General features: G+C 44.4%; 14 protein-coding genes. 5 read left to right on the top strand and 9 right to left on the bottom strand.

The annotated features are described in order from the left end of the window. Positions 1–59: 59 nt before the first annotated feature. The 9 genes from WMO29_RS01455 to WMO29_RS01415 all read right to left on the bottom strand — a co-directional run bounded on the left by WMO29_RS01455 (position 60) and on the right by WMO29_RS01415 (position 9,049). Complete coding sequence (locus tag WMO29_RS01455) at positions 60–1,151, bottom strand: dsDNA nuclease domain-containing protein (RefSeq protein ID WP_117465790.1); 1,092 nt, start codon at positions 1,149–1,151, stop codon at positions 60–62. Beyond that, a complete protein-coding gene (locus tag WMO29_RS01450) occupies positions 1,148–2,065 on the bottom strand; it encodes a nucleotidyl transferase AbiEii/AbiGii toxin family protein (protein ID WP_349163443.1) in 918 nt (305 codons plus the stop codon). Before WMO29_RS01450 ends, WMO29_RS01455 begins: the two co-directional genes overlap by 4 nt. Next, positions 2,065–2,673 (bottom strand): type IV toxin-antitoxin system AbiEi family antitoxin domain-containing protein, encoded by a 609-nt coding sequence (locus WMO29_RS01445; RefSeq protein WP_028087997.1) that lies wholly within the window; start codon positions 2,671–2,673, stop codon positions 2,065–2,067. The genes WMO29_RS01450 and WMO29_RS01445 overlap by 1 nt, the downstream gene beginning before the upstream one ends. A 240-nt stretch (positions 2,674–2,913) precedes the next feature. Continuing rightward, on the bottom strand, positions 2,914–4,899 hold the full coding sequence (locus WMO29_RS01440; RefSeq protein ID WP_435391105.1) for a recombinase family protein: 1,986 nt from the start codon (positions 4,897–4,899) through the stop codon (positions 2,914–2,916). Continuing rightward, the gene (locus tag WMO29_RS01435) at positions 4,880–5,110 is read right to left on the bottom strand and encodes a helix-turn-helix domain-containing protein (RefSeq protein WP_015540908.1); all 231 of its coding nucleotides are present in this window, start codon (positions 5,108–5,110) and stop codon (positions 4,880–4,882) included. The genes WMO29_RS01440 and WMO29_RS01435 overlap by 20 nt, the downstream gene beginning before the upstream one ends. A gap of 89 nt (positions 5,111–5,199) precedes the next feature. Next, positions 5,200–5,385 carry a hypothetical protein gene (locus WMO29_RS01430; protein WP_117526568.1) on the bottom strand — a complete coding sequence of 62 codons (186 nt, stop codon included), beginning with the start codon at positions 5,383–5,385 and terminating at the stop codon, positions 5,200–5,202. A gap of 15 nt (positions 5,386–5,400) precedes the next feature. Further along, the gene (locus WMO29_RS01425; RefSeq protein ID WP_349163441.1) at positions 5,401–6,690 is read right to left on the bottom strand and encodes a plasmid recombination protein; all 1,290 of its coding nucleotides are present in this window, start codon (positions 6,688–6,690) and stop codon (positions 5,401–5,403) included. Between the two features lie 372 nt (positions 6,691–7,062). Further along, positions 7,063–8,454, bottom strand: a complete 1,392-nt coding sequence (locus WMO29_RS01420; protein WP_349163440.1) for a DNA primase family protein — start codon at positions 8,452–8,454, stop codon at positions 7,063–7,065. Beyond that, positions 8,429–9,049 (bottom strand): CHC2 zinc finger domain-containing protein, encoded by a 621-nt coding sequence (locus tag WMO29_RS01415; RefSeq protein ID WP_349163439.1) that lies wholly within the window; start codon positions 9,047–9,049, stop codon positions 8,429–8,431. Before WMO29_RS01415 ends, WMO29_RS01420 begins: the two co-directional genes overlap by 26 nt. Before the next feature lie 222 nt (positions 9,050–9,271). On the opposite strand from WMO29_RS01415, the gene WMO29_RS01410 reads away from it, so the two are divergent. The 5 genes from WMO29_RS01410 (at position 9,272) to WMO29_RS01390 (ending at position 13,807) form a co-directional block, all read left to right on the top strand. After that, positions 9,272–10,375, top strand: coding sequence for a DUF6076 domain-containing protein (locus WMO29_RS01410; RefSeq protein ID WP_117489485.1), 1,104 nt, complete (start codon positions 9,272–9,274; stop codon positions 10,373–10,375). 12 nt (positions 10,376–10,387) lie between these two features. After that, a complete protein-coding gene (locus WMO29_RS01405) occupies positions 10,388–11,014 on the top strand; it encodes an alpha/beta fold hydrolase (RefSeq protein ID WP_349163438.1) in 627 nt (208 codons plus the stop codon). Between the two features lie 34 nt (positions 11,015–11,048). Further along, positions 11,049–12,221 carry a sigma-70 family RNA polymerase sigma factor gene (locus tag WMO29_RS01400; protein WP_349163437.1) on the top strand — a complete coding sequence of 391 codons (1,173 nt, stop codon included), beginning with the start codon at positions 11,049–11,051 and terminating at the stop codon, positions 12,219–12,221. A gap of 16 nt (positions 12,222–12,237) precedes the next feature. Beyond that, complete coding sequence (locus WMO29_RS01395; RefSeq protein WP_349163436.1) at positions 12,238–12,915, top strand: response regulator transcription factor; 678 nt, start codon at positions 12,238–12,240, stop codon at positions 12,913–12,915. 115 nt (positions 12,916–13,030) lie between these two features. Next, the gene (locus WMO29_RS01390) at positions 13,031–13,807 is read left to right on the top strand and encodes a sensor histidine kinase (RefSeq protein ID WP_349163435.1); all 777 of its coding nucleotides are present in this window, start codon (positions 13,031–13,033) and stop codon (positions 13,805–13,807) included. Positions 13,808–13,895 lie beyond the last annotated feature (88 nt).

The raw sequence follows: 13,895 nt of genomic DNA, 5'->3' as shown, positions 1-13,895 counted from the left end.
CCTGCTGTTTTCGTAAATTTCTAATTAAAATTTTGTACTTTTGCTCTTGTTTAACTTTTTCAACTGAATTTTTGCTCATAATACAACACCTCAACTAACGATTTATCAAGAGAATCAGATAGGAGATTATGCTTTTGTAATTCTTGAATGCATAATCTTTTCAGGTCATTATTAAACCCATTTGTCTCACATGATTCACAATATGTAGAAATTGTTTTTCGCAACACAACAACAATTTCTTGATATTTAACATCATTAACATCAAGCCACCTTGTATCGTGGAGCGTTTTTGCTGATTCTATACGATTAATATCCTTGTCCGACAATGATTGGGTAATCAAGTAATCGTGAAATGCATCATAATTTCCGCTGTTCTTTATGTTGCCATCAATTTTCTTGCCTATTTGAGCAATATCCACACCTTTTTTCTCAACTAAACTTTTCATACTAATAGGTACTTTGATTTTTTCTTTACTCTTTTTTCTTACATCATTTAGCAATTGCTGAAAAATAAGATTGGCAGTATTGGACGGAATATTTTTGTCTGCCAAGTGGTTGAAAAATTTACCCATAGTTTGAGATTCATAAGTTGTTAGTTGTAGTTCCGATTTATGGACAAAAGTATTCTGAATAAACTCCTCAAAGACAGAATCAAAATTGCTCGGCATATCATCTAAAAATTCATTTTTAATCCTGTCTTTGATTTTTTCATATAACGCAATATTTTCTGTCTGAAGTCTTTTCCCGTCTTCAATATATGACTGCCATAACAAAACCTCTTTATCAAAATCATTATTTGATACAAAATGGCAATGCGAACATTCAGCACCAAATGTCAAATAGTTGTAGAAAATAAAACCTAAAAAAGATTTTTTGTAGCTACCACTTTTTTTCTTTTCCCTTTTAGACATTTCCGCAATAGTCCAGTCAGAAGAATCTTCTTTTGTCTTTATTTGAAAAAACTGATACTGCTGATTATTGGGAGAAAATTCAGCCATATCATCATGAAATTCACAAAAAACAATACACTCTGCATCTTCTTGAAGTTTACCTATTATATGGCATACAATCCAATGAACTTGATATTCAAATCTATTATAGGAGTCAGAACCTGCTTGTTCACGCTGTTCAACAGTAAGTACACTACTCATAATTTAGGACTCCTTTCATTTTTATTCCATTTCATAATAAAGTTCCACTGTTCTTGCCATTCGTTCTCATTCACAATTGCGTCAAACACAGGCTCAAGGAAAGTCTGGATTTCTTCAATGACGAATGGAAACTCAAGTGTATTATCTTTTATGGTTTTCAAAAAGAATTTCCAACGCTTCTGCATATCTTCATCATCGGCAAGTTCAACAACACGCTTAAAACTGTCTCTGTCATAGGGAGTACCGCGCCTCTGTAAAGTTTCAAATATAGCTGCCTGCAATTTTGCACCATCAAAATCGAATGTCCTTGAAAGATAATAGATGTCATAAAAATCTTTCATTCTGCCTGTCAGCTCAAAGCGTTGCAGTATGGCATCAAACTTCTCGGCAATAGTGCTTTCTAGGGAATATGTTTTGATTACAGGAGCTTCAAAATCAGGAAGCTGAGTGTTGATTGTACGTTCTTCAGCACGAGGAACTATAATATCACCCACACCTATATCAACATTAAACGGCACACGCACATTTTTTATTTGAGCAATAATCTGCGTACTGATACCGTGATATTTTCTTTGCGGAGAAATTTCCTCAAAGCCTTTTGCTCGCATTTCTATATAATCGTTACCTGTCGGTGTGTCGATGATTTTACAAATCAACTCTTTTACATCATCTATTGAATTAGAGTATCCACGGAGCAGGAAATCGACATCGATTGTTGCTCTACTTTCAAAATTAGTTAAAGTATAAATGAACAATCCACCTTTGAGTATTAGCGTATCCTCACACCCGGATTTTGATAGTTTTCTCAAAAATTCTTCCTGCACAAAAAGCTGCAAGCATTGCTGGTAGCTGATACCAGAAGCTTTTGCTTTATTTCTCAGCTTTGCCAGAACGGAAGCTGCAACATCTGCCATTACAACCACACTCCAATCAATTCTTTTACACGCGTTTGAACACGCAAAACTTTTGCATATTCTATAAGATTCGGTATATTCTTTTTCGGGTCTTTAACATAGCCCTGTACTGCTTTATTAAAAACCTCCTTATCCATCTTGTTCATATTTCGCAGCACATCGCAAATAGTACGGTCACGGTCATAAATGCGGACTTTGTGGAAATCAATTTCACCTTCGGTTTCGCCTAGCGTAACCAACTCTGACTCTACACGATATGCCTTTATAAACGGATAATCGATTTTTGTACGCCGCTTAGAGACATTTTTATCTATTGCAAAGTTCCATTCAGCAGGATTTCTGTCACTGTATCTATAATAGAATAGAGCAGTCTCCATACAAAGCACTGCATCGGGAAACAATCGATTGATAATGACAACTTCGCTTTCTCCATAATCTTGAGTCCAGTGATAGTAACCTCGCCTGACTCTTTCAATCAATCCTTCGTCTAAAAGTTGTTTTATATCTGCATAGTATAACTTTGAAGCTGTAAGTTCAGCAGTAGTCATAACATAATTATGACTGCTAAACAACATTCTCAGTGTCTCAATATCTTTATTCTGAAGCATATCTTCACCTCTATTTAATCGCCCTTAATCAGACTAACGATTGGGCACTTTACTATATTATATTTGATTTTTCTCTTTCAGTCAACAATAGCAAAGTGAACGCTTTTAATTATATCAATCAGGCAATTTAGTATAAAATCTGCCCTCCGCTTTTTTAACCAGATAAAATATTGGTCAGCGAAAAGACAAATAGGTAAAAAAATAAGCGTACCACTATTTTTAATGATACGCTCATCATTATTAAATCACTTCAAAATACTTCAATGCATCCTTTATCGCTTCCACTTTCTCCGCTGTCGGATGTTTCCTCGGCTGTTTCAATTCTTCTACCGCATTAGGAGCATCATACATTGGCAAGCCTAAATCTCTCTTTACCTCTGCGATATATGCGGTATGTACTTTGAAGCCGTATTTAGCTTCTATGTACTCCTTTATCATTTTGTAGGTCACTCGCTCTTTGGGCTTGTAGCTTTCCGCTCTTTTAGCAATATTATCAAGCGGAACTTTTCCCTCACCCTCGCCAAACTCAACTTTTACGTTGATATGTCTGTCTGGTTTTTTGTGGGAAAGCAGTACTACCGTCTCAACAGTTGTTTCAGTTTCCAAGGGAAGTTCTTTCACTTCCTCACCATCAACAGGCACAGGAAAATTGAATACGATCTTCTTTATCCAACTACCGTCTTTTCTCTTTTCCGGGAACATCTCAATTCGCTCAATAAAGGCTTTCATAAACTCTTTCTGCTCCGCTTCTGTTGCGGAATGGTAGACTTCATCAAATGCCAGTAAGAGCCGATAAATGTTATCGCCAGAGATTTTCTCCTGCTGGATGCTGCGTATCTGTCCTTGCAGTTCGGCAATCTGAACTTCAATTTCCTCTATGATATCATACTGCTCATCATAGCGGCGCTGCAAGTCCAAAATCTTTCTGTCATAGTGGGCATCATTGAGGTCCAAGGTATCCATCTGACGCTCCAAGCGGCTTTTCGTTCCAAAGGCTTGCTTTAGCCGCCCTTGTAGGACAGCAATCTGCTTTTCCATATCTTCTGTATCAACTGCTGTTCCGATTTTCGCCTGAATCGCTTCTACAAACCGTGGATTATTGACCATAGCGGAGATAACCTTCGCCACAAATTTGTTGATTTCCGTCTGCTCAATATTCAGACGGAAGCTGCACTCATGCCCGGTAGGTGTAACCGTATTTTTGCAGTAGTAATAATACCGGGTTTTCTTATCCTTACTGTGCGCCTTGGCGATATTGCCGTACATACTCTTGCCGCAGCATGGGCATTTCAAGATACCGGACAGGATGTGGGCGTGGTCTGGATTATTGACCTTTTCCCGCTTAAAGGAATTGACCTTGCGCTTTTCCTGTGCCAGATACCAATCTTCTTCGGAAATGATAGCTTCGTGCTGTCCTTCATAAACCGGGAACTCCGACTGCTCAACCACGTGCATCTCGTTTCTTGTACCCTGTTTCTTTTCTGTTCTTCGTCTGCCGTAAGCAATCTTTCCCATATAAACAGGATTGTACAATACATTTTTCACAAAATCTCTTGAAAATCCCGGAATGGTATTATTCTGTCTTAGTTTCTTAGTATAACCATTGCGGTTCAGATATTTTGCAACTCCTGCAACACCCTCGTTTGTATGAATATAACGATCATAGATTACTCGGATAACTTCTGCTTCATCTTCGGCAATAACAAGTTCACCATTATCCAGTTTATATCCATAAGGTGCAAATCCGCCGTTCCATTTGCCCTCACGAGCCTTTTGTTCCCGTCCTGCCATTGTTTGTGTGCGGATATTCTCTCGCTCGATTTCTGCCACCGCAGACAGCACAGAGATCATCAGCTTTCCTGCATCCTTGGAGCTGTCAATGCCATCCTCCACGCAGATCAGATTGACACCGAAATCCTGCATGAGTTGCAAAGAGTTCAGAACGTCCGCTGCATTTCTGCCAAATCGGGACAGCTTAAAGACCAACACATAAGAAACATCATCTTTGCCGTCCTGGATGTCATTCAGCATCCGTTGAAACTCCTGCCGCCCTTGAATGTTCTTTCCAGAAAAGCCCTCGTCAGAATACTCCCCGGCAACGATCATATCCTCGTATGCCGCATACTTCCGCAGCTTGTCACGCTGGGCATCCAAGCTGTATCCGTCAACCTGCATCGAGGTGGACACTCTTGTATAAAGATAGCATTTAAGTTGTTTCTTTTTCAGAATCTCCACCTCCCTCATTCCTTCCTTTTACCATAAGTCCCTCGTTGCGGATATAATACTCCAAAAGCCACAGCACATAATCCGGTGCATGGCGGTTGTCCAATTCCCATTCAGTCATAGTCCGGTAAGGAATATGGACGAGCTTGCAAAAATCTTTCCGATTCAGTCCTGTGCTTTCCCGCAACTTTATAATTCTGTTTTTACAATCCATCCGTCTTTTCTCCACAAAAGCAAAAAATACACGTTGCGTAATCATTATAGCATAGCCATAGTGAATACGCAACGTGTAAATTGCAAATTTTACGCAGCCTTATCCGTCAGAAGCTGCGCTTGATTACTTTCCTCGGAATACTCCACTTCCTGCGGAGCGTCCTGTTCCAATTTATCCAAAACCTGATGTCCATATTTCTGGAGCATCTGGCTCATAACATCCACACAGCGGTCAAATGCCGCATTATATTTCGCTTCCTCATAATATTTCTTCAATAGGCGATTCCTCCATCAAAGTTCCATATCCTGTCCACGCTTCCGTGCAGTGTGTTCGTGCTCCTGCGTTTCTTTTCCTTTGCTGAGGACAACATCAAGAAAAGCCCGAACCCTTTCGGATGCGATTTCCAGTGCATCCAAGAAGGGCTGGGCTTTCTTTTTCAGCTCTTGATATTGTTCATGCAGCGCATCGTACCGCTGCTTCCATGTTTTTGCACTTTTCTCCGCTTGCTCGAATTTCTGCTTGTACTTGATCTTCTCTGCCTTTTCCGCAAAGCTACTGACAGCATAATCTTTGAGTGTGCGGCATTCATCCGGTGTCAGAGTGATATTGTTTCCGAATGTGGCCTTCTTGCCCATCGCTTCAATATCCTGCACCGTCAGTGCAAGAGTCTTTGCCGTCTTGGTTTCCTTTTGCAGCGCTTCCAGTTTCCTTTTCTGTTTCTCCGTGGCAGCTTTGGCATTCTCCAAACTCTGCTCCGCCTGTGCCACCTGTCCGGCCACAGTTTCCAGCCGCTGCTGTTCTGCCTGCACCTTGAACTGGGTCACAGTCAGATGTTCCTCGGTACTGCCACGCTCTCCACGCTCCAGATCGGTATATCCGGCAACTCGCATGAAATGAAAAAAGTCATCCTGCAACACACTGTAGGATGACCTCAAAATCTTTTTTCCTCTTGCGTTCAACATTGGATTACCGTCCTCGTCAAGCACCGGCTTAGACTCCCATTTCTTACTGCGGCTGACCTGTGTGATGACCTCCTTAACGGTTCCCCGGAGGGCTTCATCCTTGCATCGCTTCGACCAAAGGATCTGCTTTTCCACCACCGGGATATAAACCACATGAAGATGATAGTGGTACACATCCTCGCCCAGAGCTTCGGACATTGCCCGGTTGCGCTCATCGGCGTGCATCACAGCGGAGAGGATATACTGCTCACCGCCTACAATCTCCACGGCGGCTTTGTAAGCATCAGCATAAAACTGTTTTGCAAATTCATAGCCGCCATGATTGTAGAAATAAGCAGAGTTCACATCAAATACTAACTCGCCGTATTTGACGGCATCCGGTTTCAGACCTCTGGTGGAAATTACGCCGTCCTGTTCCATCTGCTCAAACGTTTTTACATAATCGTCCGTGGGTGCTTTGAAATGAACGTTCAGAGAAGTGCGTTCCGGCACGATGTCCTGATTGCTGTAGCTGTCCTTTTCACGCTCATTGTGTTCCTGTACCTTAGCCACATCTGCCGGGGTTTCCAAGTCCTGATTTCTGGCTACGGTACGGTCTATTCCATCATTTCTTGCCATAGAATTTTTGTCCTTTCTTTGAGATTTGCAGACAGCGGAGAACTACGGAGAGGCACTTTTTCAAAGTGTAATAACCCACTATGACACTTTCATCCATACTGGCTGCAAAGTGCCGTGGGCTCTCCGAGGGCTCTCCCGAGGGGGAATGCGGTCACTGCGGTGACCTCTGCTGAACTGCCCGAAAACTGTCTGCATCGTTTTCTGTTGTTCAGCCCGGATAGCTGCTGTTTTGCGAAACACCACCCATCCCGGCGGCAGTGAAAATCAAATCTTTCACTGCAATAGAAACAGCCCAAATAAAGGAAATGAGCTGTTTCTATCACAAGCGTTTCACGCTCTTTTGCTGCGTACATACGTACCAGCCAATGGGATTTACTCGACCTGCCGCCATTCCTCCGGAATGTTCTCCGGTACGTACGTACACGGCGAATCTCCGTAAAACCCATTTATATGAGGTCGTGCAATGGCTTCCACTCCCATGAATTCCCAAACCCGCCGTCCGGCAGAGTTGGTGATATTGTTGCAATGTTCCAGATTAAATTTCTTGGCATTGGCAATCATGGCGTCGCTGAAGCTGCGGGCTTTCAGCGGTGCAAGGGAATTTTCTTCGCACCACATCCGGTAGATTTCATAGAAATCCTTGGAACTGATGGACGCATCCGCTTTACGCTGGATGTATCCCTCGGAATCCATGAAATCAAAGATATTGTTGTTGTCACGCTTGACCGCTTCCCGGTTTTCCCGGATACGCTCACTCTCCGTAAACTTAAAGTTGTTGGCAACAAGCCGCTGTAAGCCTTCAAATGCCCACAGGAAGATACCCTCGGCTTCAGCTTTCATCTTCTCCGCAAGGTCGGGATCGTCAGCTCTGTCCACTGGCTTTTCCTTGGTGGTCAGCACAAGCTGTCTGCGATAAAATCCGTCACTGCGGTCATACAAGGCTTGCAGATCACCGTTGCTGAATGCCAGCAATCGGGCGAACATCCAACCCTGATAACTCTGCTTGCCTTTGCGTTCCAAATCCATCTTGCCCTGTGCGGTGACAATGGATTTTACATAGTTGGTCTGGCGCAGAGCTTCCATCCGCATATCATCATCCACGCACAGGAGAATGTGTTCCAAATCGGCACGGGCGAAGCGGTTTTCAGAAATCTTGCCGATGCTGCCGTCTTTCATATTCGTGCCGAAGATGGTAGACAGTACCGCACCGATTTGAGATTTACCCTCGCCGCCGTTGCCTTTAATCACCATCATGCGCTGCCCCTTGTTGGAGGGAATCAGGCAATAGCCGATAAACTCCTGCAAAGTTGGAATGTCCTCGGCGTAAAGCAACCCATCCAGAAAGTTCAGCCAGATCACCGGCGCAGTAGCATCGGGATTGTAAGCAACCGGCAAACGGCTCCGCACGATAGCCGGTCTGCCCTCGGTAAATGTGCCGTTCAATAGCAGCGTACCGTTGGACAAATGAATCCGATCCTGCTCCGGTGGAAAGTCCGGCACTTGCGCTTCCAGTTTCAGCACTTCCAGAATGTTGGTGATCTTCCGGGGGATATTGTTTACGGCACAGAATTTCAGCTTGTCGTAAATCTCCCCACGCAGAGGAAGATCGTCCGTCACTCGACCATCGGGCGTGAAAAAAGCTCCGTTTGCGAAGATGATCCTGCGCTCTTGCAGAAATTCTTCACAAAACAGAGCTTCGTTGATGTTCTGCCCGTCAAACCACATGGGCAAGTTCATATCAGGCGTTTTCCGGTTCTTCGCCATGGTGCGCCACCTCCTTTTTCTTTCGTGCGGTATACTCTTGCAGAAAAGCAATTTTGCCGTCCTGCATCAGCTTGTCCACCAATGCCACCCGTTCTTCCAGATCACCCACCGTCAGCACATCTGCCATATATTCGATATGGCAGTGCATCTGGCAGGCTTCCACAAAACGGTCATCCAGAGCATCTTCCGGTGTCTTGGGAGCATAGCGCACTTTCCAATCTTCCAACAGATGCAAATAATCCGTCAGCACCCGGAAGCACAGCATTTCATCCTCCCGGAACTGACGGATATAGGGACGCTTCGGCTTGATCATAGCTGCGGCAGTGGGCGGTTTCGGGTCAAGCCCGAAGTCCAAAGCCAGCTTTTGTGCTGCTTCATAACTGCTCAGATTGAACAGCCTTGCCACAAGGTCGATCACATCCCCTTTGGCTCCGCAGCCGAAGCAGAAAAAATAGTCCTCATTCAGCTTCAAGCTCGGATGCCTGTCGTTGTGGAACGGGCAGCAAGCCATGCCGTTGTGGCTCACTTTCAGCCCGTAGTGTTCGGCGGCTTGCTTGACGCTGATTGCCGCCTTGATGGTTTCATAGATTGTCATAGAAAACCCTCCGTTCATAATATTCTGGAAAGCACGAAGCACCCGCCGTGATTGGCAGGTGCTTCGCTCCTTCTATTATGGTTATGACGGATTTTTCAAAAAACAGGCTAATGACAGGACAATCCTGTTTCAAAAAACAGGACAACTTATCTGAGGACGTAGATTTCTTCACATTTACATGATATAATTAGAAAAATGAAAAAACAGGACAGGAGGGCAAGCATGAATCAAGAATTGATGACATTGGATTTCTGGCAGGATACGGTCATATATGAGAGCAAAACATTTCCTGTCGGTACGCTTGCCTGTGATGCACTGAATGTTCCTGTGAATACCATTGCAAAAATAAACGAGCAATGCGAGAAAATCAATCTGCTGCTTGGAATATTAAACGCCGGACAGGATGCTTCTGCACTCTGTCCTATTGCAAAGGAAGCTGCTCTGACGATGCTCGATATTCTCAGTCAAACACCGCCGTTCTCCTATATGAATATCTCAAAGCACAGAGAACGGATTGAAAAAGTCTTTACTGTGGACAATGCGCTGAAATATGTGGAGTTTGCCATAAAAGCCGCAACCAATTCTTTGCAATTTGAAGAAATCCAGAACTTTACCGATGCGATGATGCTCCAACGCTATACCGCAGTTTTCGGGCATCTGGCATACTCCCTTGGGGAATACCAAACGGCCATGCTTGATTTTGCAGAAAAAACAGACGGCAACGAAGCAGACCGCACCGCAGAGGGTTTTGCAAAAATGTTCGGCAGCTATTTCCCGCCGGAGTTTTCCATCACGGAAGGCAATGCCTGGATGTCTACCCTGAACAATTCCGTTCAGTATGTATCCGTCATCCGTCCCGGCGAAAAAGTTGCGAAGCTGGTCAAGCGGATGCACTATGTATCCTTTGTAGGGATGTTCCGGTCTGATCTTTTTGAGGGCTTATGTGTTGGTCATGCCCCGAAAAAATGCAAAATCTGCGGCAAGTGGTTCCTCACCACCAACGCAAGGCACACCAAATACTGCGGCGGCTATGCACCGGGGGACAAGCTGCACCGCACTTGCCGGCAGATCGGCAATCTAAAAGGCAGAGAACAGCGAGAGCTTGCAGACGATCATCCGATTATCCAGATATATGAAAAGAGGCTGAACACCATAAATCGCTATGTAAAGCGTGGTACTCTGGACGCTGACCTTGCGGAGGTCATGAAGAAACTGGCAAAAGATAAAGAACTCCGGGCAAAAAGTGATGTTGCTTATGCCAAAGGAGCTTATGAAAAAGAAATGGAACAGGCTGCTTTGCTTGCAGAAGCTAAGATACATATTTAGTGGGGGAACAATATGAAACAAATATATGTGCATGGATTAGGACAAACATCTGACAGTTGGACAAAAACAATAGATATTTTGCAAACTACTGATTACAGCTTGTGTCCGAATCTTCCTGATTTAGTTCATAGCAAAGAAGTGACCTATGATAATCTATATGCTGCATTTTCAGATTACTGCAATCAATATGATGAGCCTATTGATTTGTGCGGTTTATCGCTTGGGGGCGTATTAGCTCTGAACTATGCTATACAATATCCGAAAAAAGTTCGCTCCTTGGTGCTTATCGCCACACAATATAAAATGCCCAAGAAGCTTCTGAAATTTCAAAATCTTCTCTTTAGATTTATGCCTAAATCCATGTTTCAACAAATGGGATTTAGAAAAGCTGATTTCTTACTTCTATGCGAAACCATGATGGAGTTGGACTTTAACAACTCTCTGCACAAAATATCATGCCCTACACTATTGTTATATGGCGAGAAAGATACTGCGAATAAAAATGCTTCTATTGAATTGGCAGAATTGCTTAAGAACGTGGAATTAAAAACGGTTATTGGTGCCGGACATGAAGTTAATATTGAATCACCGCAGGAATTGGCAGAAATACTTCATGCTTTTTATGAAAGAATGTCTTAAGGGATTCTTATAGAAATGAGAAGGGAGGTGCGCTATGCTGAGTGATTTTTCATGGGACATGACCGGATACATACCAAAACACGCTGTCAATCCGCACGGTGACGGCATCATTCCTTATGCGGCAGAGCGCATCTTTCAACTGGAACCGGAGCCTCCAGCGGTGGGCAATCTGAACGAATATATCCTGTCTGCCTTGCAGGAAAAGAATTTGATATATTTCTCATTCTTCCTACACCACTACGAGCCGCAGCTTAACAAGCGCATCAAAGACTTTCTCGGTGTGGATGGCGGCGATCTGTATGACACAGACCGATTTATAGATATAAAGCTCTCCTGCCGGGAGCAAATGCTCCAAAAGCTGATGGACTATGACCTTGCCAAGGGTGCAGAGTATGCTACATACATTTTCCCGTTCATCCGGGATGCTATGCTCCGTTTTCGCATGGGCGAAGAAAAATGGTCGGTGTCCTCTCTGACCAATTACAAAATGGTGCGGTCAATGGCTTGGCTGTACCATAACACCAAGGATGCAGTCAGTGAATTTGCAAAGAAATACAACTGCGACCTTGCCCTTGCGGAAGAATATCTGAAAGTTGTCCGTGGAATCCGCAACCAGCAGCCGTTCTATGTCACAAACGAGGATGGCGAGGAAACTGGCGAAGATGTCGCCATTGACGATAGTTGGAACTATACCGATATCCTCTGGAACGGCATACAGGCTGAAAAGGTTCAACGGGCATTTGAGAAGCTGAATTACCGGGAACAGACCTTACTTGAAAAACGGTTAGCAATCTGTATGACCTGCGGGCGAGTTGGCTCATGGAAGAACCGCCCCACTTTTGAAGAATTGGCGGTTATGTTTGAGGGCAGCACTGCCAGCGGTGCAGAGCGAGCCTACCGGAAAGCGGCGGACAAACTGACAGAACTGCTGGTTGCCGAAGGTGCGCTCCATGCTGTCCGGCTGAAACAGAAATCCAAAACCAAGCGCAAAAAGAAAAGCGCCGCCGCAATCTACGAATACCAAGCAGACTGCGACGGCGAATGGGGCGAGATTTCATTTGATTTTGAGAATGGTACGGCAGAGATCATTCGCCTTGCCGATTGGGATACGATAAAAACCAACCGCTTTGCGAACAAGGCCATAGCCTATCTTCTGAACTGTGAGAACGAAAAATTGCCCAAGGAAACGATGTTGGTATTTGAATAACGAGGGAGTGAGATATATGGAGCAATTACTGATTGTTGAAGATGATATCGGTTTGAATCAAGGCTTATGCAAAGCGCTGAAAGCAGATGCTCGGCAGATCATTTCCTGCCAAGACCTAAAAGCGGCGAAGGAACAGCTGCTTTGCGGCGGTGTATCCCTGATCCTGTTGGATATCAATCTGCCGGATGGCAGTGGGCTTGAGCTGCTCCGGGAGGTCAAGGAAAACATGCCCGGAGTTCCTGTTATTCTGCTGACTGCCAACGACACCGATCTGGACATCGTAGACGGACTGGAGAGGGGCGCTGATGATTATATTACCAAGCCCTTTTCTCTTTCGGTTTTGCGGGCAAGGGTGAATACCCAACTGCGAAAGCAAGCGTCAAGCCATAAAAATGCGCCGTTCCATATGGATCTATTTCACTTTGACTTTGAGGCTATGACCTTTTATGTGGGAGATTCAAAAGTGGAATTGAGCAAAACAGAACAAAAATTACTGCGTCTGCTTGTTGAAAACCGAGGCCGAACCATGACCCGTGGAGACCTTGTCGACCGGATCTGGACAGATGGCGCAGAATATGTGGATGAAAATGCTTTGTCTGTTACGATCAAGCGTCTGAGGGATAAGCTTGGCGCACAGAAATACATTAAAACCATCTACGGAATCGGTTATAGCTGGGTGACAAAAGATGAATAAAACCGGCATTGTGATCATACTGCTGTGTTTTCTGGCGGCGGCAGCTGTTGTGTTATGGGAGCGGAGAAAGACCAGAAAAACGATGGAAGAAATCGAAAAGATGCTGGACGCTGCCATGACCGGCTCCTTTTCTGAAACCAATTTTGATGAAAGCCAGCTGTCTGCATTGGAAACGAAGTTTGCGCACTATCTTTCCGCAGCAGAAGCATCTTCTCAAAATATAGCGCAGGAAAAAGACAAAATCAAAACCTTGATTGCGGACATCTCCCACCAGACGAAAACGCCGATTGCAAATCTGCTGTTATACAGCGAGCTTTTGATGGAGGAAACTCTGCCTGCATCGGCGAAGGCAAATGTGGAGGCGCTGTACAAACAATCGGAAAAGCTGCGATTTCTGATCGATTCTCTCGTAAAGCTTTCCAGACTGGAAAACGGGATCATTTCACTCTCCCCTCAGCAAGCAGCGCTGCAGCCGCTGCTTGAAAGCGTAGTAGAACAATATGCCGCCAAGGCTTCTGAAAAAGGATTGTCTTTGCGACTGCAAGATACCGATGCTTTTGCCGTATTCGACTTCAAATGGACAGCGGAAGCGCTGGCGAATATCGTAGACAATGCCATCAAATATACGGAGCATGGCACCATTACTATTTCTGCCGTAAGCTATGAAATGTTTGCAAGGGTCGATATATCGGATACCGGTTCAGGCATACCGGAAACTGAGCAAGCGAAGATATTTGCTCGCTTTTACCGCTCAAAGGCGGTTCAGGAGCAGGAAGGGGTCGGCATCGGCTTATACCTTGCCCGACAGATCATATCCGGCGAGGGAGGTTATATCAAGATTGCTTCCGTTCCGGGAAAAGGAAGTACATTTTCCATATTTCTGCCGAAATAACAACAATTCTATCAAAACTGTTAGATTTCATTTTCCGCCGGAAAGAATGTGGAAAGATTCCTATGCGATAATCTGTATGTATCAAAGG

This window comes from Laedolimicola intestinihominis (assembly GCF_040096155.1).
Taxonomy (GTDB): Bacteria; Bacillota; Clostridia; order Lachnospirales; family Lachnospiraceae; genus Laedolimicola; species Laedolimicola intestinihominis.
This window is presented reverse-complemented; position numbering and strand designations above follow the sequence as displayed.

What these genes read in the sequence shown, in the direction of transcription:
- WMO29_RS01455 (WP_117465790.1), bottom strand. Translation starts at nt 1,151, where the DNA reads ATGAGTAGTGTACTTACTGTTGAACAGCGTGAACAAGCAGGTTCTGAC.
- WMO29_RS01450 (WP_349163443.1), bottom strand. Translation starts at nt 2,065, where the DNA reads ATGGCAGATGTTGCAGCTTCCGTTCTGGCAAAGCTGAGAAATAAAGCA.
- WMO29_RS01445 (WP_028087997.1), bottom strand. Translation starts at nt 2,673, where the DNA reads ATGCTTCAGAATAAAGATATTGAGACACTGAGAATGTTGTTTAGCAGT.
- WMO29_RS01435 (WP_015540908.1), bottom strand. Translation starts at nt 5,110, where the DNA reads ATGGATTGTAAAAACAGAATTATAAAGTTGCGGGAAAGCACAGGACTG.
- WMO29_RS01425 (WP_349163441.1), bottom strand. Translation starts at nt 6,690, where the DNA reads ATGGCAAGAAATGATGGAATAGACCGTACCGTAGCCAGAAATCAGGAC.
- WMO29_RS01420 (WP_349163440.1), bottom strand. Translation starts at nt 8,454, where the DNA reads ATGGCGAAGAACCGGAAAACGCCTGATATGAACTTGCCCATGTGGTTT.
- WMO29_RS01415 (WP_349163439.1), bottom strand. Translation starts at nt 9,049, where the DNA reads ATGACAATCTATGAAACCATCAAGGCGGCAATCAGCGTCAAGCAAGCC.
- WMO29_RS01410 (WP_117489485.1), top strand. Translation starts at nt 9,272, where the DNA reads ATGAATCAAGAATTGATGACATTGGATTTCTGGCAGGATACGGTCATA.
- WMO29_RS01405 (WP_349163438.1), top strand. Translation starts at nt 10,388, where the DNA reads ATGAAACAAATATATGTGCATGGATTAGGACAAACATCTGACAGTTGG.
- WMO29_RS01400 (WP_349163437.1), top strand. Translation starts at nt 11,049, where the DNA reads ATGCTGAGTGATTTTTCATGGGACATGACCGGATACATACCAAAACAC.
- WMO29_RS01395 (WP_349163436.1), top strand. Translation starts at nt 12,238, where the DNA reads ATGGAGCAATTACTGATTGTTGAAGATGATATCGGTTTGAATCAAGGC.
- WMO29_RS01390 (WP_349163435.1), top strand. Translation starts at nt 13,031, where the DNA reads ATGACCGGCTCCTTTTCTGAAACCAATTTTGATGAAAGCCAGCTGTCT.